The sequence below is a fragment of the Pseudoalteromonas sp. PAB 2.2 genome, assembly GCF_001938575.1.
GTDB classification, from domain to species: domain Bacteria; phylum Pseudomonadota; class Gammaproteobacteria; order Enterobacterales; family Alteromonadaceae; genus Pseudoalteromonas; species Pseudoalteromonas lipolytica.
This window is the reverse complement of the sequence record NZ_LYPI01000025.1, coordinates 1-25,593: the sequence shown is the minus strand read 5'-3', so window position 1 is coordinate 25,593 and position 25,593 is coordinate 1. Positions and strand designations below refer to the sequence as shown.

The window sequence follows — 25,593 nt, the reverse complement described above, 5'->3', positions numbered from 1 at the left end:
ATAAACAGAGTATTACAAAGTATTAAACGGTGCATATTCACGCTCATTTAACACTTTAAAACCGCGTTAGGGGCACGTCATTACTGACATGACACTTTATTAAGTTGCTATTTGACTGAGTTTTTGCGATATTAATTATATTATAATATTAACAGGAAGCTAATAAGATGACTCTGCCTAGTTCTCAATCTGCAAATGCTATTCGCATACTTGCTGTCGATGCTGTTCAACAAGCTAACTCAGGTCACCCAGGTGCGCCCATGGGGATGGCTGATATTGCCGCAGTATTGTGGCAAAACTTTCATCGTCATAACCCATTAAACCCAGACTGGTCTAACCGTGACCGTTTTGTGTTATCAAATGGGCATGGCTCAATGTTGCAATATGCATTGTTACATCTAAGCGGCTACGACGTTAGCATCGAAGATATTAAGCAATTCCGTCAGCTTCATTCTAAAACACCGGGTCACCCTGAATACGGTTACACACCGGGTGTTGAAACAACAACAGGCCCATTAGGTTCGGGGATTGCTAACGCAGTCGGTATGGCTATCGCTGAAAAAACCTTAGCGGCACAATTCAATAAACCGAACTTTGATATTGTTGATCACTTTACATACTGCTTTATGGGTGACGGCTGTCTAATGGAAGGTATCTCGCACGAAGCATGTTCGTTGGCAGGTACGTTAGGCCTTGGAAAACTCATTGCATTTTGGGATGACAACGGTATCTCGATCGATGGTGAAGTAGAAGGTTGGTTCACTGATGATACACCTGCGCGTTTTGAGTCGTATGGCTGGCAGGTTATTCGTGATGTTGATGGTCACGATATGAATGCAATTGCGGGCGCAATCGAAGCGGCGCAAAGCAATACCACGCAACCTACACTGATTTGCTGTAAAACTGTGATTGGTTTTGGTTCGCCAAACAAATCGGGTAGCCACGACTGTCATGGTGCGCCACTTGGTCACGATGAAATCGCTGCGGTACGTGAGCAATTAAACTGGCCACACCCTGCATTCGAAGTACCGCAAGACGTGTACAACGAGTGGAATACTCAAGCGAAAGGTCAAGAGTTAGAAAGTGCATGGCAACAAACGTTTGCTGCCTATAGCAAAGCACACCCTGAACTAGCTAAAGAATATACTCGTCGCGTACTTGAAAAAACACTCCCTGCTAACTTCGCAGAATTAGCTGATGAGTACATTGCTAAATGCCAAGCTGGCATGCAAAACATTGCAACGCGTAAAGCTTCACAAAACGCAATTACTTTCTTTGCAAAGCAGCTTCCTGAACTAATGGGTGGCTCTGCTGACCTTGCCGGTTCAAACTTAACATTGTGGCCAGACGCTAAAGGCTTACAAGATGCCGCTGATGGTAACTATGTTTTTTACGGTGTACGTGAATTTGGTATGAGCGCTATCATGAATGGTATTGCACTACACGGTGGCTTTATCCCATTCGGTGCGACTTTCTTAATGTTTATGGAATACGCGCGAAATGCTGTGCGTATGGCTGCATTAATGAAAGCACAAAGCATCTTTGTGTATACTCATGATTCAATTGGTCAAGGTGAAGATGGTCCAACTCACCAACCAATCGAGCAAATTGCAAACCTACGTATGACCCCGAATATGACTGCGTGGCGTCCGTGTGATGAAACAGAAACAGCGGTTGCTTGGCGTCAAGCGTTATTAAAAGAAACAGGCCCAAGCTCACTCATTTTCAGCCGCCAAGGCACGAAAGCGATGGCGCGCGATGAGCAGCAAGTAGCCGATATCGCTAAAGGTGGTTACGTACTTGTTGATAGCGAACAAACAGCTGAACTTATCCTAATTGCAACAGGTTCAGAGGTTGAACTGGCGGTTAATGCTGCCGCTGAACTGACAGCACAAGGCAAGCAAGTTCGCGTGGTATCTATGCCGTCGACTAATCAGTTTGATAGCCAAGACAAAGCATACCGTCAAAGCGTACTACCAGCGGGTACTCCAAAAATTGCAGTTGAAGCTGCGCACCGTGACTTCTGGTTCAAGTATGTTGGCCAAGATGGTGACGTACTCGGTATGGATACATTTGGTGAATCAGCGCCTGGTGCTGTATTGCTAGAGCACTTTGGTTTCACGGTTGCTAACCTCGTCGCTAAAGCAAACGCATTACTTGCTGAATAATGTTGTTAGCTAAAAATTTATCGTAATCGCAACACGATAAGCCTGCCTTCACGATTATAACACAGGCACAAAAAAAGCCCGCAAACCTTAGTTTGCGGGCTTTTTTCTGCTTAAACAATCAGGTTTAAACTAATTCGCTTAAGATTGACTCTAGTTTCTCTTGGTCAATGGCGAACTGGCGAATACCTTGGCTTAGCTTTTCAGTGGCCATTGCATCTTCATTCATTTCCCAGCGGAATGCGTGCTCTGTCATCGCTGCTGGCGCGTCTGCTTTTTCAGTCGCAGGTTGTAGCTTTTGTGTCAAAGGTGCTTGCGTTGCTGCCAGTTCTGCAAGAAGTTTAGGGCTGATAGTTAAGCGGTCACAGCCTGCTAGTTCTTGAATTTCACCAATGTTACGGAAGCTTGCACCCATAACGATTGTTTCAAAACCATGTTTTTTGAAATAGTTGTAGATGTGAGTCACTGACTTAACGCCCGGATCGTTTGCACCGTCGAAATCTGCGCTTACATCTTGTGCTTTATACCAATCAAGAATACGCCCTACGAAAGGAGAGATTAGGTATGCACCTACTTCGGCACAAGCACGCGCTTGAGCAAATGCAAACACCAGTGTTAGGTTACAACGGATGCCTTGTGCTTCAAGTACTTTAGCGGCTTGAATACCTTCCCATGTAGAAGCAATTTTGATTAACACGCGCGATGTGTCGATGCCTTGCTCTTTATATAGAGCAACAAGCTCAAGAGCTTTATCAACGGTTGCTTGAGTATCAAATGATAAACGCGCATCAACTTCAGTTGACACTAAACCCGGTACTTGCTCCATTAATTTAGAGCCAATTAACACTGCTAGTTTATCAGCTGCTTTGCTTATTACTTCATTTGTATCGTTACTTTGTGCTTTTGCCCATGATACGGCTTCGGCAGCAAGTGGACGGTATTTCTCAATTTGAATCGCATTTAAGATGAGTGATGGGTTCGTTGTTGCATCTTGCGGTTTGTATTCGTTGATTGCTTCAAAATCACCCGTGTCAGCAACAACGGTTGTCATTGCTTTAAGTTGTTCTAGTTGGTTAGACATAATTATCCCATTCTTATCATACAAAAGTTAATTTAGTGGCTTTAACCTGTTATTTGTGCTGAAAAAACAATCTAATCTTCCAGAAAAACTGCGCAATAAATCGCCCGCCAGCAGCAAATAATCCTGTTAATAATATTTTTATAATACCTTTACAATCTGGTATTGTTGATATTATCATACAAATAAAGATAATGACTAACAATGTTAGTAAGCAATTAGTGAAAGGTAATTATGTCTCGTTATACGTTGGGATTAGACTACGGGTCAGACTCGGTAAGAGCATTACTCGTTGATGTTGCAACTGGTGAAGAACTAGCCAGCCATTTAGTGAACTACCCGCGCTGGGCACAAGGTTTATATTGTGACCCAAGTAAAGATCAGTTTCGTCAGCATCCACAAGACTACATTGATAGCCTTGTTGAAGTAGTGAATGGTCTTTGGTCGCATGTTCCAGCAGGTACCGCAGACAAAGTAGTGGGTATGAGCTTTGATACGACAGGCTCAACGCCTGTGGCTATTAATAGCCAAGGTACACCACTGGCATTAACTGAAGAGTTTGCAGAAAACCCAAATGCAATGTTCATTTTGTGGAAAGACCATACGTCTATTAAAGAAGCAAATGAAATCACTCAAGCTGCAACTAACAACGATGTGAACTACCTTTCACACATGGGCGGTATTTACTCTTCTGAGTGGTACTGGGCTAAAGCATTACATATTTTCCGCGTTGATAGCAGTGTTAAAGCAGCCACTTATTCATGGGTTGAACACTGTGATTGGATGACCGCGCTCATGTGCGGCACAACTCACCCTGAAGCATTAAAGCTAGGGCGTTGTGCAACGGGCCACAAACAAATGTGGAACGAGCAGTGGGGCGGTTTCCCACCAAACAGTTTCTTTACAAGTATCGATCCACTATTAGATGGTGTTGTTGATACTTTAAATGCAACCACAGAGCCAAGCGACCAAGTTGCTGGCAACTTAACCGCTGAGTGGGCCGAGAAGCTAGGTTTACCACAAGGCATCGTGATTGGTTACGGTGCATTTGACTGTCACATGGGAGCAGTAGCTGCCAATGTTCGCCCAGGCGTTCTAACTAAGGTAATGGGTACCTCAACCTGTGACATCACGGTAACGTCTAAAGAGCAACTAGGTGATACCTGCGTTAAAGGTATTTGTGGTCAAGTTGATGGCTCAGTGATCCCAGGATTAATTGGCTTAGAAGCCGGTCAGTCTGCTTTTGGTGACTTATACGCATGGTTTAAAAATCTAGTACTTTGGCCAACTCGCCAACTTACAAATCTATCTGACGCTGAGCAGGCGTTAGTTAACAAGCTAGAAGATTCAATCTTAGTTGATTTATCAAATGCGGCGGCAGCACTCCCTGTAACAAGCAGCGACGTAACTGCGCTTGATTGGGTAAATGGTCGTCGTACGCCAGATGCTGATCAAAGCGTTGCAATGGCATTAACTGGATTAAAAATGGGTACAGATGCACCTAAATTCTTTAAAGCACTTGTTGAAGCAACGGCGTTTGGCGCACGTGCTATCACTGAGCGTTTTCAAAGTGAAGGCGTGCCAATTGAGTCAGTGGTTGTTATCGGCGGTATTTCTAAAAAATCAGACTACGTAATGCAAACCTGTGCTGATGTTTGGAACTGTCCAATCGACGTTTTAGAGAGTGAGCAAAGTTGTGCATTGGGTGCGGCAATTATGGCTGCGGTTGCTGCGGGTGAGCACGCAACAGTGGCTGATGCGCAAAAAGTGATGGCGTCATCAGTCTGTCATCAGTACTTACCAAACCCTGAGCGTGTAGCGGTGTATGACGCGCTTTATGCCAACTACCAAGCACTTGCAAGCTATGTAAACGGAGACAAAGCATGAGTTTTACTGAACTAAAACGTGAAGTTTATGAAGCGAATATGGAGCTTCAACGTCGTGGCTTAGTAATTTATACCTTTGGTAACGTATCGCAAATCGACCGCGACAAAGGCGTGATTGCGATTAAACCAAGTGGTGTATCGTACGACCAAATGAAAGCCGACGACATGGTGATCGTCGACCTTGAAAACACCATTGTTGAAGGTGTTATGCGTCCGTCTTCTGACACCAAAACACATGTTCATTTATATCGCCACTTCGATGAGATTGGCGGTGTAACACACACGCATTCGACCTATGCAACTGCATGGGCACAAGCAAAGCAAAGCATTCCTTGCCTTGGCACAACTCACGCTGACTATGTACACGGTGACATCACCTGTACGCGTGAACTAACTGATGAGCAAGTGAATGGCGATTATGAGTTAGAAACCGGTATTCAAATTACTGATGCGTATAAAGACCGCGATCCGAAAGCTGCACCTATGGTGATTGTTGCGGGTCATGCGCCTTTCACGTGGGGTAAAGATGCCGCTCAGTCTGTATACCATGCCGCGCTACTCGAAGAGATTGCTCGCATGGCGTATTTAACACGCACTTTAGATCCACACGCAGCTGAACTTAAAAAAGCCGTGATGGATAAACATTATCTACGTAAGCACGGTAAAAACGCGTATTACGGTCAGAGCAAATAGCAAGAATTTAGAGGATTATTAACATGACGACGATGACGAAAGAAGTCTGGTTTGTTACCGGCTCACAACATCTTTATGGTCCTAAGGTGTTAGAAACGGTTGCCAAAGACAGCGAAGCAATTGTAGCGGGCTTAAACAGCGAAGCGAACCTACCAGTAAACTTGGTATGTAAGCCTACCGTTAAGTCACCTGAAGAAATTCACGCTGTTTGCCAAGCGGCAAATACCGATCCTAACTGTGTTGGTTTAGTATTATGGATGCACACTTTTTCACCTGCGAAAATGTGGATTGCTGGCCTAAGCGAATTACGTAAGCCTTGGTTACACCTTCATACTCAGTTCAATGCAGCCCTTCCTTGGTCTGACATCAACATGAACTACATGAATACGCACCAAAGTGCACACGGTGACCGTGAGTTCGGTTTCATCGGTACAGTAATGCGTAAAGAGCGCAAAGTGGTTGCGGGTCACTGGCAACGTGCTGACGTACAACAGCAGTTAGATGACTGGTGTCGTGCGGCGAAAGGCTGGGCAGAAAGCCAAACACTTAAAGTAGCGCGTTTTGGCGACAACATGCGTCAAGTAGCGGTAACGGAAGGTAATAAAGTTTCAGCACAAATCACCTTTGGTTATGAAGTACACGCGTTTGGTGTCGCTGAGCTTGTAAAAGTGGTTGATACAATCACAGAAGACGAAATCGATGCACAGTTAGCGCTTTATAAGCAAGACTATGTGATTTCTGACGAAACTCTACAAGACGATTACGCCGTAAAAATGCTGCGCAACGAAGCACGTTTAGAGCTTGGTATGGAGCGTTTCTTAGAGAAAGGCGGCTTTAAAGCATTCACAAACTGTTTTGAAGACTTATCAGGTCTTTCGGGTCTTCCGGGTCTTGCTACACAGCGCCTAATGTCGAAAGGCTATGGCTACGGTGGTGAGGGTGACTGGAAAACAGCTGCGATGGTTCGCATCATGAAAGTAATGGGTGAAGGCCGTGAAGGCGGTTGTTCATTCATGGAAGATTACACTTACAACATGGGTGAGACTGACCAAGTACTTGGCGCGCACATGTTAGAAGTATGTCCTTCAATTGCAGCACAAAAACCACGCTTAGAAGTTCACCAACACACTATTGGTGTGAAGTGTGATGTAGGCCGTTTATTGTTTACTGCAAAGCCAGGCGCTGCAATTAACGTATCACCAATTGATATGGGTAACCGTTTCCGCATTCTAATCAACGAAGTAGATACAGTGGCTCCGCCAGCTGATTTACCTCACTTACCAGTGGCTTCAGCACTGTGGGAACCAAAACCAAATCTATCTGTTGCATCTGCTGCATGGATCCACGCTGGTGGTGCACACCACACTGCATACAGCCAAGCAGTCACAACTGATATGATCGTTGATTTTGCTGAAATGGCTGGCGTTGAAACGATGATCATCGATAACGATACGACAATTCGTGGTTTCAAAACAGAGCTTCGTCATAACGCAGCTTATTACATGCTAAAACGTGGCCTGTAAAAACGAGTACATAAAGTACTAGGGCATGCTTTTAGCATGTTCAATCAAATTTTGTTGTCGATTAAGCCAGTGATGAGCCTCGCTCCTCGCTGGCTTATGCTATTGTGAAGTAACACTTTTTAGGAGTAGATATGATCGACTTAAGCGCCTACCAAGGCATTATTTTTGATATGGACGGCACCTTAATTGACTCAATGGGCAGTCATTTGCAAGCATGGCAGAAAGCCTGTGAAGCGTATGGTTATCCGTTCGATTACGACTACATGTATAGCTTGGGTGGCATACCGACCGTTAAAACCATTGAAATGCTCAATGAAAAATTTGGTTTAGATCACGACCCTCTCGTTGTTGCTAAAGACAAGCACCAATTTTGGGTTGATTTACAGCACCATCCGTTGGTAATTGACGAAACCGTCGCTGTACTTGAGAAATACCATGGCGTACTGCCAATGGGAGTGGGTACAGGGGCTGACCGCGAGCATGCAATTGATCACCTAACAGATACTAATTTAATTAATAAAATAGGCGCCTTAGTTACCGCAAGTGATGTGAGTAAAGGTAAGCCAGACCCAGAAACGTTTTTAAAAGTGGCTGATCAATTAGGTGTTGAACCCAGTAAATGCGTGGTGTTTGAAGATACGCAAATTGGCTATCAAGCAGCAAAAAGTGCGGGCATGGACTGCATTATGGTAAAAGACGGCAAAATCCAATTTTAGCGATTAAATTTGCAATGATCCCCTTATTTGTATTATAAAACTATAAATACAATTAAAAAAAGGTTATTCATATGTCATTGCAATGTGTTTTCCAAGGTTTAAAAACAACTCATCAAACAGCCGGTTCGAACACGAAAAAGTCGCGCGGGCTTTATGCATTGTTGGTGACATGTGGGATTGCCCTTACACCAGCGTGTGCTCATCAAGGAGACAATATGACAACTTCCCCTTCAGCATCTATGACGGCTTACGGCGTGCTTGCAGATCAAACCCCTGTAAATCAAGTAACACTCACTAACAGCAATGGCATTAGTGTTGATGTAATCAACTACGGCGGTATTATCACGCGCATTGAAACGCCAGATGCAAAAGGCGAAATGGGTAATATTGTACTGGGTTTAGATAACCTAGACGCTTACACAAAAGCAACGACTTACTTTGGCGCTATTATTGGTCGTTTTGGTAACCGTATTGCGAACGGTAAATTCACGTTAAATGGCACCGAATATCAGCTTGCCACTAACGACGGCGACAATCATTTACACGGGGGTGTGCAAGGTTTCGACAAAAAAGTATGGAACATGACACCGTTCACTACGCAAAACAGTGCAGGCGTGACCCTAAGCCTTGTTAGCCCCGATGGTGACCAAGGATACCCAGGTGAAGTAACCACTGAAGTGACTTACACGTTAACCAATAACAACACGCTAGACATGCAGTTTATTGCTACAACGAACAAGCCTACCATTATCAATATGACGCAGCACAGCTACTTTAACTTAGCGGGTAAAGGCGACATTCTTGATCACCAAATGCAAATTAACGCCAAAGCGATTACGCCTGTAGATGGTGGCTTAATCCCAACGGGAGAGTTAATGGATGTAGCAGGCACACCGTTTGACTTCCGTACTGCTAAAGCAATTGGTCAAGATATAAAAGTAAGCAATGAACAGCTTCAGCTTGGTAAAGGCTACGACCATAACTTTGTACTAAAAGACACACCAAGCAAAGAGCTTGTAGAAGCGGCAACGGTTTACGAAGCAAACTCAGGTCGTACATTAACCGTTTACACCGAAGAGCCTGCCGTACAGTTTTATTCAGGTAACTTCTTAGACGGTAGTAGCAAGCAAGCGTCTGGCTTAGTGCATAACTTCAGAAGTGGTTTTTGTTTAGAGCCACAACACTTCCCTGATGCACCCAATCAGCCAACGTTCCCAAGCACAACATTATTACCGGGTGACGTGTACTCAACACGCATCGTGTACGAATTTGGTACAAAATAAAGGAACACAAACGTGAAAACAACAAAGCTTAAAAGCGCAATGCAAAAGGCCGGTTTAGCCAGCCTATTTGCCTTGTCGTTTGGCGCGCTGACTGGCTGTCAGACAACGGCTGAAGACAACACCGCTAAAAAAACTGATGTAGCAGCCACAGAAAAAGCGCCCATTCAAGATAATGGCATATTTACCAATCCGCTGTTTCCTAATGGCGCCGATCCATGGCTTGAGTATTGGGATGGTAACTATTACTTAACCACAACAACATGGACTTCTGAATTAGTGATGCGAAAATCGCCCACGCTTGCTGGTCTTGCAGATGCAACACCTGTCAATGTGTGGTCTGATTCAAACCCTGAACGTTGTTGTAACTTCTGGGCGTTTGAATTCCATCGCTTAAAAGGGCCAAATGGCTATCGTTGGTACATGATGTACACAGCCGGTACCGATGGCACGCTAGATAACCAACACTTAAATGTTTTAGAAAGTGCCGGTGATGACCCTATGGGTCCATACGAATACAAAGGGGCATTAATGCCAAACGTATGGAATATCGACGGTAACTACCTTACATACAACGATAAACTGTATGTGATTTACTCACAGTGGCAGGGCGATCAACAGTTAAACATTATTGCTGAAATGGAAAACCCATGGACACTGAAAAAGAACTCTCCACACACGGTAATCACGCGTCCTGAGCTAGACTGGGAAATTAGTGGTCGTAAAGTAACGGAAGGCGCTGAAATTATACAGCACAATGGGCGTACGTTTATGACGTACTCAGCAAGCTTCTGTAATACCCCTGACTACAAGCTGGGTATGCTTGAGCTTGTAGGTGATGATCCACTTAAAGCCAGCAGCTGGAAAAAATACGACAAGCCGGTATTTGAGCGCACAGAAGACGTATTTGGCCCAGGTCATAATGGTTTCTTCACGTCGCCAGATGGTACTGAAGATTGGCTGGTTTACCATGGTAATGATTCAGTAGAGCACGGTTGTAGCGCAACGCGTTCTTTACGTGCGCAAAAATTCACTTGGAACAACGATGGAACGCCAAACTTTGGTAAACCATTAACGCCGGGTGTTGAAGTCGCCCCACCATCAGGTGAATATGGCCCGCTGGTAACACGTGTACAAGGTCAACGCTACCAATTAGTGAATGCCACAAGTGGCCTATGTTTAGACATCGCTGCAGACCCACAAGATGCGCGCGCAGTGCAGCGCCAGTGTGCAAGCACCAATGGTCAGTGGGTTATTGATGCAACAACAGACGGTTTTGTTCGTTTAGCCAACCGCGAAGACAGCAAGTTCCTTGAACTTGAAAGCTGTAACGAGGCTGACAACGCTAAAGTACAATCTGCGGCATGGCGCAATAACTTCTGCCAGCAATGGAAAGTAGCTCCAAGCACAGACGGTAATGTGTCTATTACTAACCGTTACACAGACAAACCTTTAGCGGTTGCAGGGTGTTCGGCAGCGCAAAATCAAGCGGTGTTACAGCAAAGCGACACAACAGCGTGTGGCGACTGGCAATTACGCCCTATGGGCAGTGTTGTGGTATTAAGCCAACAAAGTGGTAAAGCGTTGAGCGTAGCTGGTACAGTTAAAGCTGGTACTAATGTTGAGCAACACGCTTATACGCATAAAGACGCACAGCAGTGGTTCTTCACACCAACAGATACGGGTTATGTAAGCCTGAAACAAAGCGCTGACAGCGAGTTCTGTGCTGCAGTAGCCGATAATGCACTCGTGCCGGGTGCCAATGTAGAAATGGCTTCGTGTGCCGCGAAAACAGCACAGTGGCGCATTGCCCCAGTTGAAGGCGGTGGCATCATGCTTATCAACCGTTACACAAAACAAGCATTAGGCTTAAGTAACTGTGGTTTGGCTGAAAACACTAACTTTGCACAACAACCCGATTTAGGTAACAAGTGCCAAGTGTTCCACCTGCGTGAACCACATTAAGTCATAAGTAAAAAATCGACTCAAACCAAAGCCACTTCATTTATGAGTGGCTTTTTTTGTTCCTGTTAATATAACGTGAAGGTATAATTATTCAGTTTAAGGGAATGCGCTGGTTGCTTTCTCAGGGAGTAGGAGTTGTAAATGTCTTATTTAATTAATTCAAGTAAACCAATTTCAAGTGTGCATCAGCTGCAAAGTGAAGGTGGTCAGTACATTGAGTTAGCTGAAGCAGGTTATCAAATACCAATAGTCTGGTTAATGTTTTTCAATGAAGATGATTTCATCGAGTCTAAAATTGAATACATGGATGGAGAGGGTAATTTACACTACGATACGATCTCTTTACCGTGTACGACGGTCAAAAAAGCGAAAGAAAATATAGAAAACTCACATCGGTTTTTTACTGAGTTATTTCAAGAGCCTGAAATAGCGATAGGGTATTTAGATAAGACAATCGCGCTTTTTGATGAGCTAGAGTACGAGTATCTCATTCTGGATGCGAGTGAATATTTTTATATGAATATTGATGATGCTGAATGGCATTTGTTTCGGAATGCATTCCTTAGAAATGAAAAAGCGAAACGTTTTATTTTTGAATATTCAGGGTATGACGAGGCTTATTTACCGTATCCAGTCGAAGAGTTTTATTCTAATCCCCACTTAGATGACTATGATCGAATGAATAACTCAACGGCGCTGAACCCTGCCTTTAGTGATCCGTCTTATCGTATAAGGTATCCCCATGAAACAGCAAGCTCAGCGTTGAGTAAAGCAGATACCGCGAGTAACAAAAAGTGGTGGCAGTTTTGGAAAAGTGAGTAAAACTGCTCACTAGTTACTTTGGCTGTTGTTGGAAGTACATGGTACTCGGCTTTTCATCATCAAAAGCTGGCCAGTTTGGTAGTGCGTCATTATTGGGATTCCCGTTTTTAGCGAAATTAGTCCAATACGTTGCCATAACCTCTGACATTTTTAAGTCGTTTGGTGTGACATTGGGATCTGACTTATTCAAGTTTTTAAACACGTACGCAATTTCATGACCGTGAGCAGAGCCATGATCTTCATCTTTTGCACCACTCTTTCGGGCAGGGTGATGATCGAAGTAGTACAGGTACACAGGCGCATTACCATATTGTGTTTGTAACTTTGCCCAGCTCCATGTTTGCATAAAAAAGCCAGACAGAGTCTGGCTTTTTACGACAACGAATAAGGAAGGTGAGACAGCTCACCTTACTTATTACTCTTCTTGTGCAGAAGCTGCGTCAAAGAGTGCTTTTATTTCTTCAGCACTAATCGCACCGTTGAAAATTTTCAGTTCATCAATAGCCCCGTTATAAGGGGTATCCCAGTAATTAACACCCAATGCAAATTCATTGGTTTCACCAGGTACAGTGAACACGCGAGGGAAACCGCCCGCTTCTAGCTGAAGTTCACCATTGACGTACATTTTTATCGTATCGCCGTTGGTGCCATCAACCGTGAAGGCAACATGTGTCCACTCTTTGAGAGGGATGCGGCTATCTAGCTCTGCATTATCAAAGAATGCGCCATTATTTGCCCACAAACGAGTTAGACTAGAGCCAGCCATCGAAGGCACATAACTCAACCAAGTATCTGCATTTGCACCTGCAAAGAATGCGGTTGTGTAATCTGAAAAGCTTTCTGGTTTTAACCACATAGATACAGAGTAATCATTGGTTGTAATAAGGTTATCTGGTAAGCGGACACCTGAACCGTCAAGGAATACGGCTTGACCAATGATACCGTCAACGTATGTAACATTACCGCCAGTATTATTGATTAACCCACCTGTTGGTTTAGCTGTTGCGTAGGCACCATTAAGCGCGCTTAAGTCACCTTCGAAGCTGTATTCAGCTGGTGCAAGTGATTTTAAGGTTACATCGAATGACTTAGTATCAGTAAAGTCTTTGTACTTAATAGTTGCAGTTAATGTCACTACTTGGTCGCCAGCAGAGGCACTTGGTTGAGTCACAACAGCCGTGCCGTTAACTGGTTTTAAATACTCTTCGTTGTTTGACGTCCAGCTAATACCTGACACAAATGGACCGACACGTGGTAACTCGAAGCTTTCACGTACTGCAGATACATCACCTAAATCAAGCGCATCAGTGATGAAACTTTCGAACTTAGTCGGATCTGTTAGGTTGTTGATTGCTGCACCATTGATGTCTAAGCTGTTTAAGGCGTAGTCATACACGATAAATTCGTCAATTTGACCTTGGAAAGGTAAATCCCACCCGTAGTTAACACCGAGAGCAAAATTGCCTGTTTGCGTGCTGAAGAAATCCGGACGTGGCATTGACCCTGCTCTGATACCATCTCGATAAAGCGTAGTAGTCCCGTTAGCATACGTAATTGCAATGTGATTCCAGTCCATTACCGCAGGAGAGCCAGAAATGATTTGGTTCCACATTTCTGTGCCATCTTCAGCAAGGTAACGGCTCCACAGCATTGGTGTTGTTGTAAAGTGCGTGCTACCCGGAATCAAGCTCATCCAACGCGCATCTGATGATGCAGCAAAAAATGTTGGCGTGAAGTCGGTCAACACAGTCGGTTTAAACCAATATGAGATTGTGTACTCATCGCTTGTCACTAAGTCATCAGGTAAACGTACACCCGTTGAACCGTCAAAGTTAAACGCTTTGCCTGTTTGACCTTCAGCGAAAGCGGCTGTGCCTGCACCCACATTTAATAGGTTGTTGTCTGTCACCCCTGCATCACCTAGATTGCCTAAACCATCGCTTAGTGATTCTTCGAATTTGTAGTGTGCAATCGCATTTTTAAATTCTGGACGCGCTTCAAGGTTTACATTAAATGTCTTGGTTGTGCTCTCGCCATTTAAAGAGATATTAGCCGTTAAAGTAACGGATTTATCACCACGGTCTGGCGTAGGGATAAACACAGACCCTTCGCTGGTGATGTAGTATTCATCACTACTTTGCCAGTTAATCGCTGCACCATCTTTACCTTTAGTTGGTAATGAATAGCCTTCGTCTGCAATTGATAATTCAGTTTTTATATCAAGTGCTTCTTGAACAGTGCCCAGCACGTTTGCAGTATCCGTAATTTCATCACGTTTACTTGCCCAAATGGTAGCGCCTTCGCTTGATCTTGCCGATACAGTGACGGCCATCGCTTTGGTGGCGTCATCCCATTGCCATTTAGCCACGCCGAAGTAAGTACCAGAATCAAGCTCTAGTTTGATATTAGAGTCATCAATCATGTACCAGATACCGGGATCATCACCTGTTACTGAGTGATCTTGGTTTAATGCAATATGCATTGAACGAATAGCATCAGTGTTTACATCAGTGCCGTGATTGATAAATTTGTAGTAACCGTAAAGCTCATCAGCAACCACCATGTTGTCGCCCTCAAGCGGCACATAACGTTGTGGTGAAGCCATCGGCCAACCTAATGAGTTAATAAACATTTCATGCACACGAACTTGGTGTGCTTCAGTATTGTTAGGGAACTCAGTTGATGTTTGTGGAAAACGGGTGTGTGTTACTAATAAATGACGACCTGTTGCTTCATCGTAGTAAGCCGAGTTATGCCCCGGTGATTGATAGCCCCAAGCAGGTGCTGTTTCGCCAAGTTCTTGGGTGTACTCAAAGCCGCCCATTAGTTTTTCACCGACTTCTAGGCCCCCTATTGCTGCAATGTCATTACCCGCGTTATCTAGGTACGGACCATCAGGTGTTTTTGAACGAGCAACACGAATGTTATAGCCACCGTTTAAATCATAGCCTGCGACGGAGAAGAATAGGTAATAGTACTCGCTCTCTGGGCTATACATTGCAAAGGCGCCTTCTATCGCACGGAAGTCACCGCCGACTAGTTTTTTACCGTATCCTTGACCGGCTTCTGGCATACCGGTCTCTTCGTCCATTGCTAAAACGAAAATACCGCCGGAGTAAGAGCCGTAAACCATCCAAAGCTTGCCGTTTGCATCATAGAATGCTGCAGGGTCAATGGCGTTTGGATCAACGGCGCCATTCCATGTTGTTTGGCCGTTATCGAGTGGGTAGGCTGTAAATTCCGCCTCATTGCGGTAGCCACTGCGTAAGAAAATGCCTTTATTTTTATAGGGGCCTTCAATGTTGTCAGCTTCAGCTAAACCAAGGTAAGAGCGGTTCCAACACACTTCATCAACAACATCCGGTGTATCTGGGTTATCTTGTGCACAGTGGTTATAATAAAACCAAAACTTGCCATTTGGGGCTTTAATAACATCAGCAGCCCAGTTGCCAGTAAAGCCATCTGTCCATTCAATACCCTCGGCAATTTCACCTGTGTAGTTGTAATCAAATAGGGGGCTTTCATTAACGGCTGCGTTAGCTGAAAGGCTAGAAATCATTTCCCAGTTCAAGAGATCAGTTGATTTAGCGGCAGCAAGGTGTGAACCAAAAATATAATAAGTGTCGTCAACTTTAACGACAGAAGGGTCATGTACACTGACATTAGTAACCATCACGCTCCCTGATTCTGTGTATTCAACACTGCTACTTACACTGGGTTTTGCGCTTTGGGGTTCGGTAACTGCAAGAGACGAGTTAAGCTTAGTACCCTCTTCTTTGCCACAACCTGTCACAGCCAAAGAGCAGGCTATGACCATGGCTAATTTATTTAATTTCATTTTATGTGTCCTCTTGAAACTGGGATTCATTTTTTATTCGATTGTTGTCAATAAAATTGCCGCGTGCCTATATCAAACTAATAAGAACGTAGTATTGTAATTTTATAGTACGATTTAAAATGTGCAAATACTTTTGCAAAGGTAATTGATATGTAAACATGAAGTGTCAGTGTTTACAATATGTACAGCGTGATTTTAATTTTTTCAAGTTGCCAATTTGGGCGTTTTTTTCGCTGTTTTTACTTATCTGAAAGTGAGGATTTTCCAGTAAATATGTTTATTTGTATTACATTTAAGCGCTAAAAAGGGCTCTTTAAGAGCCCTTTTTGAGATTACTTGTCTTGTTTACTGAGACCTTCAGTGGTCATGATAATACGTTTAAGTGTGCCGTCTTCATTGTAGTAAAGTGGTTCGATAGCCACGGAACGACGAAAACGCCCACCACTTGGTTTGCCATCAATTGGTGGTACTGCACCTGTATGGTAAATAAAATAATCTTTACCTTTGTATTCGATAATTGATTGGTGGTTTGTTTCACTGTTGCCCGCGATTTCATTCAAGATACCTTTATATTCCCACGGTCCATGAATACTTTTACTCATTGCATAACAGATCTTCTCAGGGAACTCACAGGCGTACGATACATAGTAGTTATCATTTTTTTTATGCACCCATAATGCTTCTGTAAAGTTTGGCAAATCGATTGTTTTTATTTCCCCATCAAGCGAAAGTAAGTCATCGCTCAGCTTTACATATTTTGGCACTAAGTTACCAAAGAACATGTATGTATCGCCGTTTTCTTCGGTATAAATAGCAGGATCAATATCATCCCAATCATTCGGTGTGTGCTTGGTCATATCGTCTGTAACAAGCGCATGGCCTATGGCGTCTTTAAATGGGCCTGTCGGTGACTTAGACGTTGCAACACCAATAGCAAAGCCCGGTTTTGTATCGTTGTGGCGAACTGTGGTAAAGAAGTAAAAGGTGCCATCACGCTCAATCATGTGTGAAGCCCACGCTTCGCCTTTTGCCCACTTAAAGTCAGTGGCTTTCATAATTGGGCCATGCTTTTTCCAATTCACCATGTCGGTAGACGAAAAGGCGAGCCAGTCATGCATTTCGAAAAATACATCGTTATTAGGTGCTTCATCATGGCCTGTATAAAGGTATACGGTGTCGTTGTGAACAAGTGCTGCGGGATCTGCTGTAAAAACATCGGTAAATAATGGGTTTTGTGCAACGGCTAAGCTGCTCGAAAAAAGCAATGGCAGTGCTAACGCTTTCAATTTCTTCATGAGTGTCCTCTGTGACTAATGATTGTTGTACGAACTGCTGCTTTTGTGCTTAAAACTCATTCTAAATGACCAGATAATACACAGTGTACGCCTGATTATACTGAGTAACTGATTGTTTACATCGAAACAAATCAGCAAAAGTGCAGCAAAAATTAATTCTATATTGTATTATTGTATTTTAATCATAGTAGCATCAAAATTCGCTGGGTAAATAACTTGTTAGCCCTTTTTTGTCGCTCTAGGTGAACTAAAGACAAATTAAACAAGCAAATGATTACATGCTAAGTTTATGATAATAATCGGTATTAATGAATAACCAAAGCATAAACGCAGCACGCTTTAAGTTTGTAACATGTTATAATTGCGGCATTTTTTGTAAACATAATGGCAGTTATTTTAATTTGGCTTTTTGAGTTGACTGTCAAATAATCATACAATATGATTAAAGTTCAGGCAGCAATGTATTAACATAATAAAATATAGACTCACTTGCGCACCGTTTTGACAACACACGATGCACAATAAAGTGGTCACTCTTCGGTAACTGAATGGGGAAAGTTCAGCGGGCCGATATAACTATAATTTGGAGAACACCGCTTATGTTTAAAAGAACACACATAGCCAGTGCTGTAGTTATGGCATTTACCTGTCAATTTGCTTTCGCTCAAGAGCAAGCACCAAATACTCCTGAAAAGAACGTCGATGAAATGGAAGTTATTCAGGTATCAGGTATTCGCGGCAGTTTAAACAAAGCACTTGATGAAAAACGTGCAAGCGTTCAAATCGTGGATGCTATTGTTGCAGAAGATATTGGTAAATTCCCTGATAACAACGTAGTTGAAGCGCTTCAACGTGTGACGGGTGTACAAACAACGGGCCGTGGTGCAGGTGAAGTAAGTGCGGTTTCAATCCGTGGCCTTACTGACGTCAATACGACTATTAATGGTCGTGCTATATTTACTGGTGCGGGCCGTGATGTGGCACTGCAAGACATTCCAGCAAGCTTACTATCAGGTGTTACAGTTTATAAAACTCGTTCGGCAGATCAAATTGAGCGTGGTATCGCAGGGGCGATCGACATTAAAACGCATCGCCCATTCAACTTTGACGGTGAAAAAGTCGTTTTAGCGGCACGTGCTATTTATGCTGATCAGCCAGATAAAGTTGATCCAAATATCAGTGCGTTACTCTCTAACCGTTGGGACATCGATGGTGCAGGTGAGTTTGGTGCTTTAGTTAATATTTCATACGCTGAAACACATTATCGCGATGATACAATTACAGCAGGTGCAGCATTTCCATTTTTTACTGACAAGCCGCATCATAATTATTCACCGTATTCTCGAATCCCTGACCGTGACTCTCAAGATAATCTAATTTGGCAAGGTGGTTTAGAAAATGGTCTACCATCATCAGAGGGTTCTACGTTGAACGTAGAAGGTGAACCAACTGAGTATTTATTAGCGCGAGATGCTATTTTCGGTACTTCATTTACAGGTTTGCGTAAGCGCCCTGCAGCATCAATATCTTTGCAGTGGGCACCAAATGAAACACTTGAAATTACGGCGGAAGGTTTCTACACGGGTTACGAGAATCAATCTCAAAATGCGTTATGGTTTTCAAATACCTTTGAAACTGGTAACGGCTTTATTGAAACCCCCACAGTATTTGATGGCACTAACGTCGTTAAAGAAAAACAAGCAATCGGTGCTGGTGGCTTCCAAAGTGGTGACTATAACTCTGAAACAACAGATAGCTACTTATATGCATTAGGTGCCGAGTGGCAAGCAAGCGATTATCTAACTATTAAATCTGAAGTGGTTTATCAAGACAGTGAATATAAGTCGGACTTTTTTGCAATGCGTTTTGATCGCACTTCGTATGGTTTAGATGTTGACTTTAATGACAATGATGGTGTGCCAAGTATCTCATTTTGGGATGATCCAAACACCACAGTAAACGAAGCTGATATGGCTGCGATAGAAAATTGGAATGCTAGTACTATTTATGACAGTGCTGCTGGTAATAGCGGTGATGCCATCACTTTCACAATTGACGGTGAGTATCTTTTTGGCGGTACTTACATAGATAAAGTTCGATTTGGTGGGCGTTTCGAAAACCGTTCAGCACAAGAATTTACTAGAGATGATAATAAAGTTATTGGCAATACTTCAGTTGCAAGCCTAATGGAACAGCTAGTCGCTGCAGGCGCATCAGGAGATGGAAGTGGCTTAATTTTTAAAGTAGATGATTATTTTGATGGTCGTGCAGATGTATTTGATAGTTTCATTACTGCAGATGGTAGTTATTTACTGAAAAATGCCGATGCGGTTCGCCAAGTATATGATACTCAAGTTGAAGGTATAGCTAAATCTTTTGATATTGATGAAACTTCTTATGCATTTTATGCAACCACTAATTTCTTTTTAACGGAAGATATTAGTGGTGAATTTGGTTTACGTTATGTGAACTATGAACAAGACATGAAGTTTTATGATACAGATAACAATGGTGAGCTAACAACAGGTAAAAATAAAACAGATAAAATTTTACCAAGTCTAGTACTTAACTGGAACATCACTGATGACGTGGTAGGACGTGTAGCATATACAGAAACACTGCGTATGCCTAATTTTGCTGACCTGAACACGGTTGTAAGATTACAAGACCCACTAACTGATATACCTTATGGTACGGGAACGGGTGGTAATTCTAATTTACAACCGACAGAGTCAAAAAACTATGACTTATCACTTGAGTGGTACTTTGCTGATACAAGCTCAATTTACGCTGCTTACTTTAACCGCGAAATTGAAGGCTTAGTGTTACCTGGACGTAAGACTGAGATTCTTGAAGGTAATGATGGTGTAACTAGACCTTATGTGATTAGTACATCAGTGAATGCGTCAAACGGGGAGCTTTCGGGCTTTGAACTGGGGGCTGTCTATTTTCCTGAAAACTTGCCAGAAATGTTAAATGGTTTTGGTGTACAAGCAAGTTTCACACTACTTGATTCATCACAAGAAACTCCTGACTTTAATCGTGCTGGAGAGATTACAGAATATGTTAAGTCGCAAATGGCTGGCGTATCTGATGAGTCTTACAGCATCGTCGGTATTTACGAGCGTGATTCATTTGACATGCGTTTATCTTACGTGTGGCGTTCAGAGTTTTACACCGGTAACGAAGCAGCTAGCTTTGCTAATCCGATTCAGTTCTGGAGCCGCCCAGAGCAAAGTTTAGACTTCCAGTTTAGTTACAATGTAAATGATGACTTTGTTGTGACATTTGATGCAACTAATATCCTAGATGATGTGTATCAGAACTACTACGGTAAAGGTAACGATAACTTATTTAATTTCGGTAACGGTATCTATTCACGTACATTCGCGCTTGGTGCACGTTATTCTTTCTAAAATTCTTGAATAGACCCAAAACCCCGGCTTTGCTGGGGTTTTTTATTTTTCAGATTTGCTAGAAAGTGGGCGTGTTTGTTATTAAACGAAAAGAGTTGCGATTTAATTAGTATGATAATACTATCATTCGGGTTAGCATTAAATTTACAAAAATAACGAATGCAGTGGCCAAGCTGTGTAGTATCACATAGTTGATACACAGTATTGAAAGGTGTTCATTGCTTAAAATATTGAGTATTGGCTTAATATTTTCCAATTAGGGTGTGGTATGGAATCTCAAAAGTTATCCGTTGTAGAAAAAGTTGGCTTTGGTGCCGGCGACATGGCAGTGAATGTCATGGTTGCAGCGTTATTTTATTTTATGTCTTTTTTCTACACCGATATCTACGGACTGGATCCGGTTGATATGGGTGTGTTGTTTTTAGTGGCGCGTTTTGTTGATGCTTTTACCGATCCATTAATGGGGGTCATCACCGATAAAGTGAAAACCCGCTGGGGTCAGTTCCGCCACTGGTTCTTATTCTTGTCTGTACCGTATGGTTTGTCGGTTATATTACTATTTACTACGCCAGATCTTGATTACAACATGAAGCTGGCGTGGGCCTATGCAACTTACCTGTTTGCTACGTTGATGTTTACCGGTGTAGCAATCCCTTATATCTCTTATATTGGTGTACTCACTGCGGATCCTAAAGAGCGTTTATCTGCTAATGGTTACCGTATGTTTTTCGCAAAAATTGCCAATGTAGTGATTGTATTCTCAGTACCGCTACTTGCGTCTTACTGGGGAAATGGCAGCTTGTCGTACGGTTATAAACTCGCAATGGCACTGGTCTCTGCGTGTGCCGTGGCACTGTTCTTATTTTGTTTTTTTACTACACGCGAACGTATTACTCACGAGCCACAAACAGAGAGTGTGCTTACACAATTAAAAGTGCTGCTTAAAAACGACCAGTGGTTGTTACTGTGTGCAGCGTGTGTACTTGGTACCTTAGGGTATGCAATTCGCGGTAGTGTGGCAATGTACTATGCAACCTATTATTTAGGGGTGCCCGATTTAGCGGGGGCATTCACCAGTGCGGGTATTGCGGCGTCAATCGTATCGATGGTGGCAAGTACGTGGATCACGCAGCGTTACTGTAAAATGAAGCTATTCCGTCAATCACAAATCGCCGTGTTATTTATTTCATTGCTTATGTATTTTGTGGTCCAACCGGGTGATGTAATGATGGCATTCGTGCTTTATATCATCTTGTCATTTGTGGTTGATTTACATGCGCCTGTGTTCTGGTCTGCGATTGCAGAAGCTGTGGATTACGGTGAAATTAAAGACGGTGTGCGTGCATCGGGCTTATCATTTGGTGGTATTTCATTCTGCCAAAAAGCTGGTGGCGGTTTAGCTGGTTTAGCAGGGGGATTATTACTGGCATTTTTCGAGTACAAACCCAACGTTGAGCAAACGGAGTTTACCTTAATGGGCTTAGCACTCATGCTTACTATTATCCCCGGTGTATTCCACGCGTTACTTGGTCTTATTCTTAAAAAATACAAGATTACCGATGAGTACTATACGGACATGGTCATTCAAAAACGCCTACCAAAGTAACCTCCTCTTAAAACGCGCACGCTAACACAGTGTGCGCTTTGCTCTTTAAAATAACGGTTCGCTGGGAGACAGTAAGCATGAACACATTTAAAGTGAGTTATTTAGCAAGTCTGTGTGCTGCAATATTAACGGTGACTGCATGCAGTGAGTTGCCAATTGACAGCAAACAAGTCGCCTCTGTTGCGCATGCTGAACATGCCAGCGAACAACATTTATTTGCGCTAAACCAAGTAAGCTTAAGCGCCAGCCCGTTTTTACATGCGCAGCAAACTAATGTGCGTTATTTATTAGCACTTCATCCTGATCAGCTGCTTGCTCCTTACCTGCGTGAGGCGGGCCTGACACCAAAAGCGCCCAATTATGGTAACTGGGAAAATACCGGTCTTGATGGTCATATTGGGGGTCATTATTTATCAGCATTGAGCCTTGCTTGGGCTGCAACAGGGGATGAAGAATTAAAGCTGCGTTTAGATTACATGCTAAGCGAGCTTAATCGTGCTCAACAAGCCACAGGTGGTTACTTAGGCGGTATTCCTAATGGCGATGAAATGTGGCAGCAGATTGAAAACGGTGAAATCAAGGCTGATTTATTCAGTTTAAACGACCGTTGGGTACCACTTTACAATATAGATAAAATCTTCCATGGCCTTCGTGATGCCTACGAAGTTGCAGGAAGTAGCCAAGCAAAGCACATGTTATTTAAGCTAGGCGAATGGTTCTTAGCAACCACAGCGAAGCTAACTGATGAACAAGTTCAGCAGATGCTGTACTCAGAGCATGGTGGCTTAAATGATGTGTTTGCGGATATGTATGTTATTAGTGACGATGAGCGTTACTTAAAACTAGCGCGCCAGTTCTCTCATAACATCATTATTGAACCACTATTACACACAGAAGATAAGTTAACAGGCCTGCATGCCAATACGCAAATTCCCAAAATTATTGGTATGTTGAAAGTGGCGAATGCCAGCGATGATAAAGCATGGCAGCAAGGCGCTGACTTTTTCTGGAAAACAGTGAGCCAAGAGCGCTCGGTGTCCATTGGTGGTAATTCAGTACGTGAACATTTTCATGATAAAAGTGACTTTACGCCAATGGTTGAAGATGTTGAAGGCCCAGAAACCTGCAATACCTACAATATGATGAAACTCAGCAAGTTACTGTTTTTGAAAACCGCTGATACGCGTTATTTAGACTATTATGAGCGCGCCACATATAACCATATTTTATCGTCACAGCACCCAGAACATGGTGGCCTTGTTTACTTTACCTCAATGCGCCCAGGACATTACCGTATGTACTCGTCAGTGCAAGACTCTATGTGGTGTTGTGTGGGCTCGGGTATTGAGAATCACAGCAAGTATGGTGAGTTAATTTATAGCAATACGGGTAAAGAGCTATGGGTGAACTTATTTATTCCCAGTACGTTAAATTGGCAACAACAAGGCTTACAGATCACCCAAGACAGCCAATTCCCTGATGATACCAAGGTTTCACTCACGGTGAACCGGTTGTCTGAGGGACAAAGCTCAGAGTCTGTGATTAATATTCGTAAACCGTCTTGGCAACAAGGTGAACTGCGCTTTACGTTAAATGGAAAAGCCGTGACCGCGAGCGAAAAAGACGGTTACTACAGTATCAGCCATGCATGGCAAAGTGGCGATAAGCTTGCCTTTGAATTAGCGCCTAAGCTTTATACCGAGCAGTTACCGGATGGCCAAGATTATTATTCTGTCATGTATGGCCCCGTGGTTATGGCCACCAAAGTACAGGCTTTTGCGAATGAGCAGTTAAGCTTTGTTGCTGATAACAGCCGTATGGGTCACATTGCTGCTGGACCGACGTGCCCACCAGAAGCATTACCCATTATGCTCAGTGAACCTGCGCAATTTGTTGCTGATTTAACTCGTAAACCGGGCCAAGCGTTGGCATTTATCGCAGACAAAAATGTGGCGATTGCAAAGCAAGGCATTGGACAGACGGAACGCACGGAACTTATCCCATTTTTCCGCTTACACGACAGCCGCTATCAAGTGTATTGGCCACAGCAAAGCAAAGCTGAATTCACACAATTTGTAGCTGACGCAAAAGCGGCTGAGCAAGCGAAAGAGCAGCTTCGGTTATTAACCGTTGATCACATTACGCCGGGTGAGCAGCAACCAGAAGTAGAGCATAGCTTTAAAGGTGAAGGAACCCGCGCTGGTGTCAATAATGGCCACCATTGGCGCGATGCAACAGGTTGGTTTGAATATCAGCTTCGTAACCCCAATAAAAACGCTGCAGCATTACGTATTCGTTATTTTATCGGTGATGTGAATCGTCATTTCTCAATCATCCTTAATGGGGAGAAACTGGCCGCGGTAAGTTTACCTGTTGGCAACCCAAGCGATGAGTTTTACACCATTGATTACCCATTAACAGAGGCGATGAAACAGTCAGAAATGCTGACCTTGCGTTTCACAGCCAACCCAGATTCTGTTGCGGGTGGTATCTATGGCATTCGATTGATCAACGAGCAATAAAGAGTGAGCTATGTTAAGCAATAATGTGTTTGATAAAGCGGTGAAGCCGGTATTTTCGTCATGCTTAAAAGAGCAGCAAAGCGTTTACCAAACCCCTACGGGCCTTGGTTATCGTGTTATTGAGCAGGGAACAGGTGATAAGCCCCGCTGGGATGCAACAGTCACTGTGCATCAACGTGTAGTACTTAATAACGGTCGGGTGTTATTTGACACCCGTGCGGAGGGTGTACCTGTTGAGTATGAAATTGCCGAGGCGATTGTGGGCTTGCAAGAAGCATTGCAACTGATGAGTAAAGGCAGTCGTTTTGAAGTATTAATACCCCCTCATCTTGCGCGAGATGTGTACAGTACATTTATTGCTACAAAGCATGAACAGGATTGCCAAAGCCCGATGCGAGTTGATATCACCCTGCTTGATTTTAATTAATAATACCAACTTAAAATCTCAAAATAGATCACTTGAGTAAATAAAAAACCTGCAAAATTGCATAATGCCAGTCAGTTAAGAGCTGACTGGCATTTTCTTTTGTAAGGATACTTATTTGGTTTCCTTCTTATCACCCTTGGATAATGCCTGTCTGGTAGCCTATCGGGTAAGATAAACAACCTAAGTGTTTTCAGTAACTCATCATAATGAACAGGTAACTTACTTGCACTATGTATTGGCGTAAACATGAAGAAAGCGATTACCTGCCGCATAGATTGGCTAAAGCTTAATTGAGTAGGCAAGATATCTTCTTCTTTAGTTGCATCAAGCATGATTATACGTATTAAGTTGTAAGCGAGTA

General features: G+C 43.2%; 16 protein-coding genes and 1 pseudogene. 12 read left to right on the top strand and 5 right to left on the bottom strand.

What is annotated here, in order from left to right; genetic code table 11:
• Window positions 1–167 precede the first annotated feature (167 nt).
• Window positions 168–2,168 (top strand): transketolase, encoded by a 2,001-nt coding sequence (tkt, locus tag BWD47_RS19060; RefSeq protein ID WP_075594490.1) that lies wholly within the window; start codon window positions 168–170, stop codon window positions 2,166–2,168.
• A gap of 124 nt (window positions 2,169–2,292) precedes the next feature.
• Here the strand turns inward: tkt and tal are convergent, their stop codons facing one another.
• On the bottom strand, window positions 2,293–3,246 hold the full coding sequence (gene tal, locus BWD47_RS19055) for a transaldolase (protein ID WP_075594489.1): 954 nt from the start codon (window positions 3,244–3,246) through the stop codon (window positions 2,293–2,295).
• Window positions 3,247–3,477: 231 nt separating this feature from the next.
• Between tal and BWD47_RS19050 the strand changes: the two genes are divergently transcribed.
• The 7 genes from BWD47_RS19050 (at window position 3,478) to BWD47_RS19020 (ending at window position 12,128) form a co-directional block, all read left to right on the top strand.
• Window positions 3,478–5,130, top strand: coding sequence for a ribulokinase (locus tag BWD47_RS19050; RefSeq protein ID WP_036973626.1), 1,653 nt, complete (start codon window positions 3,478–3,480; stop codon window positions 5,128–5,130).
• The gene (locus BWD47_RS19045; RefSeq protein WP_075594488.1) at window positions 5,127–5,822 is read left to right on the top strand and encodes an L-ribulose-5-phosphate 4-epimerase; all 696 of its coding nucleotides are present in this window, start codon (window positions 5,127–5,129) and stop codon (window positions 5,820–5,822) included. The genes BWD47_RS19050 and BWD47_RS19045 overlap by 4 nt, the downstream gene beginning before the upstream one ends.
• 23 nt (window positions 5,823–5,845) lie before the next feature.
• Window positions 5,846–7,345 (top strand): L-arabinose isomerase, encoded by a 1,500-nt coding sequence (gene araA / locus BWD47_RS19040; protein WP_036973624.1) that lies wholly within the window; start codon window positions 5,846–5,848, stop codon window positions 7,343–7,345.
• A gap of 131 nt (window positions 7,346–7,476) precedes the next feature.
• Window positions 7,477–8,061, top strand: a complete 585-nt coding sequence (locus BWD47_RS19035) for an HAD family phosphatase (protein WP_065979503.1) — start codon at window positions 7,477–7,479, stop codon at window positions 8,059–8,061.
• Between the two features lie 215 nt (window positions 8,062–8,276).
• The gene (locus BWD47_RS19030) at window positions 8,277–9,344 is read left to right on the top strand and encodes an aldose epimerase family protein (protein WP_227006791.1); all 1,068 of its coding nucleotides are present in this window, start codon (window positions 8,277–8,279) and stop codon (window positions 9,342–9,344) included.
• A gap of 12 nt (window positions 9,345–9,356) precedes the next feature.
• Complete coding sequence (locus tag BWD47_RS19025) at window positions 9,357–11,306, top strand: family 43 glycosylhydrolase (RefSeq protein ID WP_256719447.1); 1,950 nt, start codon at window positions 9,357–9,359, stop codon at window positions 11,304–11,306.
• Window positions 11,307–11,447: 141 nt separating this feature from the next.
• Window positions 11,448–12,128 carry a hypothetical protein gene (locus BWD47_RS19020; protein ID WP_074989528.1) on the top strand — a complete coding sequence of 227 codons (681 nt, stop codon included), beginning with the start codon at window positions 11,448–11,450 and terminating at the stop codon, window positions 12,126–12,128.
• A 13-nt stretch (window positions 12,129–12,141) separates the two neighbouring features.
• On the opposite strand, the gene BWD47_RS19015 is transcribed toward BWD47_RS19020, so the two are convergent.
• The 3 genes from BWD47_RS19015 to BWD47_RS19005 form a co-directional block, all read right to left on the bottom strand.
• Complete coding sequence (locus tag BWD47_RS19015) at window positions 12,142–12,474, bottom strand: carboxylesterase family protein (RefSeq protein ID WP_244223134.1); 333 nt, start codon at window positions 12,472–12,474, stop codon at window positions 12,142–12,144.
• Window positions 12,475–12,543: 69 nt separating this feature from the next.
• Window positions 12,544–15,966: a LamG-like jellyroll fold domain-containing protein gene (locus BWD47_RS19010; protein WP_075594487.1), complete on the bottom strand. Its 3,423-nt coding sequence runs from the start codon at window positions 15,964–15,966 to the stop codon at window positions 12,544–12,546.
• A gap of 332 nt (window positions 15,967–16,298) precedes the next feature.
• Complete coding sequence (locus tag BWD47_RS19005) at window positions 16,299–17,261, bottom strand: glycoside hydrolase family 43 protein (RefSeq protein WP_036973618.1); 963 nt, start codon at window positions 17,259–17,261, stop codon at window positions 16,299–16,301.
• Window positions 17,262–17,860: 599 nt separating this feature from the next.
• On the opposite strand from BWD47_RS19005, the gene BWD47_RS19000 reads away from it, so the two are divergent.
• From BWD47_RS19000 to BWD47_RS18985, 4 genes are all read left to right on the top strand, one after another.
• Window positions 17,861–20,677, top strand: coding sequence for a TonB-dependent receptor (locus tag BWD47_RS19000; RefSeq protein ID WP_036973617.1), 2,817 nt, complete (start codon window positions 17,861–17,863; stop codon window positions 20,675–20,677).
• 268 nt (window positions 20,678–20,945) lie between these two features.
• Window positions 20,946–22,283: an MFS transporter gene (locus BWD47_RS18995; RefSeq protein WP_036973616.1), complete on the top strand. Its 1,338-nt coding sequence runs from the start codon at window positions 20,946–20,948 to the stop codon at window positions 22,281–22,283.
• Between the two features lie 77 nt (window positions 22,284–22,360).
• Window positions 22,361–24,805, top strand: a complete 2,445-nt coding sequence (locus tag BWD47_RS18990; protein ID WP_075594486.1) for a glycoside hydrolase family 127 protein — start codon at window positions 22,361–22,363, stop codon at window positions 24,803–24,805.
• Window positions 24,806–24,815: 10 nt separating this feature from the next.
• Window positions 24,816–25,232, top strand: coding sequence for an FKBP-type peptidyl-prolyl cis-trans isomerase (locus BWD47_RS18985; RefSeq protein WP_075594485.1), 417 nt, complete (start codon window positions 24,816–24,818; stop codon window positions 25,230–25,232).
• A gap of 71 nt (window positions 25,233–25,303) precedes the next feature.
• Here the strand turns inward: BWD47_RS18985 and BWD47_RS20215 are convergent.
• Window positions 25,304–25,593: pseudogene (locus BWD47_RS20215) on the bottom strand (IS4 family transposase); the annotation flags it as partial.

Excerpts from the sequence above, each read along its gene's own strand:
- tkt (WP_075594490.1), top strand. The coding sequence starts at position 168 with ATGACTCTGCCTAGTTCTCAATCTGCAAATGCTATTCGCATACTTGCT.
- tal (WP_075594489.1), bottom strand. The coding sequence starts at position 3,246 with ATGTCTAACCAACTAGAACAACTTAAAGCAATGACAACCGTTGTTGCT.
- BWD47_RS19050 (WP_036973626.1), top strand. The coding sequence starts at position 3,478 with ATGTCTCGTTATACGTTGGGATTAGACTACGGGTCAGACTCGGTAAGA.
- BWD47_RS19045 (WP_075594488.1), top strand. The coding sequence starts at position 5,127 with ATGAGTTTTACTGAACTAAAACGTGAAGTTTATGAAGCGAATATGGAG.
- araA (WP_036973624.1), top strand. The coding sequence starts at position 5,846 with ATGACGACGATGACGAAAGAAGTCTGGTTTGTTACCGGCTCACAACAT.
- BWD47_RS19035 (WP_065979503.1), top strand. The coding sequence starts at position 7,477 with ATGATCGACTTAAGCGCCTACCAAGGCATTATTTTTGATATGGACGGC.
- BWD47_RS19030 (WP_227006791.1), top strand. The coding sequence starts at position 8,277 with ATGACAACTTCCCCTTCAGCATCTATGACGGCTTACGGCGTGCTTGCA.
- BWD47_RS19020 (WP_074989528.1), top strand. The coding sequence starts at position 11,448 with ATGTCTTATTTAATTAATTCAAGTAAACCAATTTCAAGTGTGCATCAG.
- BWD47_RS19015 (WP_244223134.1), bottom strand. The coding sequence starts at position 12,474 with ATGCAAACATGGAGCTGGGCAAAGTTACAAACACAATATGGTAATGCG.
- BWD47_RS19010 (WP_075594487.1), bottom strand. The coding sequence starts at position 15,966 with ATGAAATTAAATAAATTAGCCATGGTCATAGCCTGCTCTTTGGCTGTG.
- BWD47_RS19005 (WP_036973618.1), bottom strand. The coding sequence starts at position 17,261 with ATGAAGAAATTGAAAGCGTTAGCACTGCCATTGCTTTTTTCGAGCAGC.
- BWD47_RS19000 (WP_036973617.1), top strand. The coding sequence starts at position 17,861 with ATGTTTAAAAGAACACACATAGCCAGTGCTGTAGTTATGGCATTTACC.
- BWD47_RS18995 (WP_036973616.1), top strand. The coding sequence starts at position 20,946 with ATGGAATCTCAAAAGTTATCCGTTGTAGAAAAAGTTGGCTTTGGTGCC.
- BWD47_RS18990 (WP_075594486.1), top strand. The coding sequence starts at position 22,361 with ATGAACACATTTAAAGTGAGTTATTTAGCAAGTCTGTGTGCTGCAATA.
- BWD47_RS18985 (WP_075594485.1), top strand. The coding sequence starts at position 24,816 with ATGTTAAGCAATAATGTGTTTGATAAAGCGGTGAAGCCGGTATTTTCG.